This window comes from Streptomyces albicerus, assembly GCF_008905045.1.
GTDB classification, from domain to species: domain Bacteria; phylum Actinomycetota; class Actinomycetes; order Streptomycetales; family Streptomycetaceae; genus Streptomyces; species Streptomyces albicerus.
In genome coordinates, this window is record NZ_VWMY01000192.1 from 1 (window position 1) to 1,482 (window position 1,482).

1 protein-coding gene is annotated in these 1,482 nt (G+C 70.2%); it reads left to right on the plus strand.

From position 1 onward, the window contains the following. Window positions 1-228: 228 nt before the first annotated feature. Window positions 229-1,440, plus strand: coding sequence for an IS110 family RNA-guided transposase (locus GAS53_RS54820; protein ID WP_151485294.1), 1,212 nt, complete (start codon window positions 229-231; stop codon window positions 1,438-1,440). Window positions 1,441-1,482: the final 42 nt, after the last annotated feature.

Sequence of the window (1,482 nt, forward strand, 5' to 3'; positions counted from 1 at the left end):
GCCCATTACCGTCTTCGTAGAGCCCGGTTCGGGGCTCGTGGCCTTCGGGGCCGGTATGACTCGTTGCCCCTGTCCTTGATGATCCGGGGGGTGCTGTCGCCGGTCCCGGCGGCACCGGACGGTCGCTGATGGAAGCGTGTCCGCCGACAGGCAGGGCTGCGTAATGTGGCTGCCGATCTCCGGTGCCCGGGCGGGCCACCGGTGGTGACTCCGGGGAGGGAAAGCCCGGTGACCAGCAACGACTTCACATCGATCAATGTGTTCTGCGCCCTTGACGTGGGCAAGTCCAGCCACCACGGGACGGCTCTGCTGGCTGATGGCCGTACGGTGTTCGACAAGCCGCTGCCCAACGGCGAGCCCCAGCTGCGGGAGCTGTTCGCCCGCCTGGGCCGCCGGGGGAAAGTCCTGGTCGTGGTCGACCAGCCCGCGTCCGTGGGGACCTTGGCGGTGGCCGTGGCCCGCGCCGGCGGATGCGAGGTGGCCTACCTGCCCGGCCTGTCCATGCGCCGCCTGGCCGATTGCCACCCCGGCACCGGCAAGACCGACGCCCGCGACGCCTACGTCATCGCCGATGCCGCCCGCACCATGCCCCACCTGCTGCACTCCATCGACCCCGCCGAGAGCGTGCGGGCCGAACTGACCATGGTCCTGGGCTATGACGACGACCTCGCCCAGGACGCCACCCGCACCTCCAACCGGCTGCGCGGACTGCTCACCTCGATCCATCCGGCCCTGGAACGCCTCCTGGGACCGCGACTGCGCCACCCGGCCGTCCTGGCCCTGCTCCAGACCTTCGGCTCCCCGGCCACATTGGCTCAGGCCCCCGCCGAGGAGCTCATTGAGGTCATGACCGACGCTGCCCCACGGATGCGGACCCCGCGGGAGCTGGCCGGACAGATCCATGCCGCCCTGGCCGAGCAGACCGTCCAGGTCCCCGGCACGGCCTCGGCCGGCGAGATCATCTCCGGACTGGCGGAGTCTCTCGCCGTGCTCCTCAAGCGCCGCGAGGTCCTGGAGAGCCGCATGACGGCCCTGCTGGAGGCCCACCCTCTCGCGAAGGTCCTGACCTCCATGCCCGGGGTCGCGGTCAGGACCGGAGCCCGCATCCTGGCCGAGGTCGGCGACGCCAGCGCCTTCCCCACCGCCGCCCACCTGGCCTCCTACGCGGGACTGACCCCCACCACACGTCGTTCGGGAACCTCCATCCGGGGCGAAGGACCGCCCCGCGGCGGCAACAAGACACTCAAACGGGCCCTGTTCCTGGCCTCGTTCGCCTCGCTGAGCAGCCCCGAATCGCGGGCCTACTACGACAGGAAACGCGCGGAACACAAGCGCCACAACGCAGCCCTCATCTGCCTCACCCGCCGCCGCGTCGACGTCCTGCACGCCATGCTCAAGCACCGCACCCTCTACCAACCCGGGCACCAACAAACAGCCTGACCAAGCCCACAGACCTTGACCAAACAGATAGAAGCACCCCCC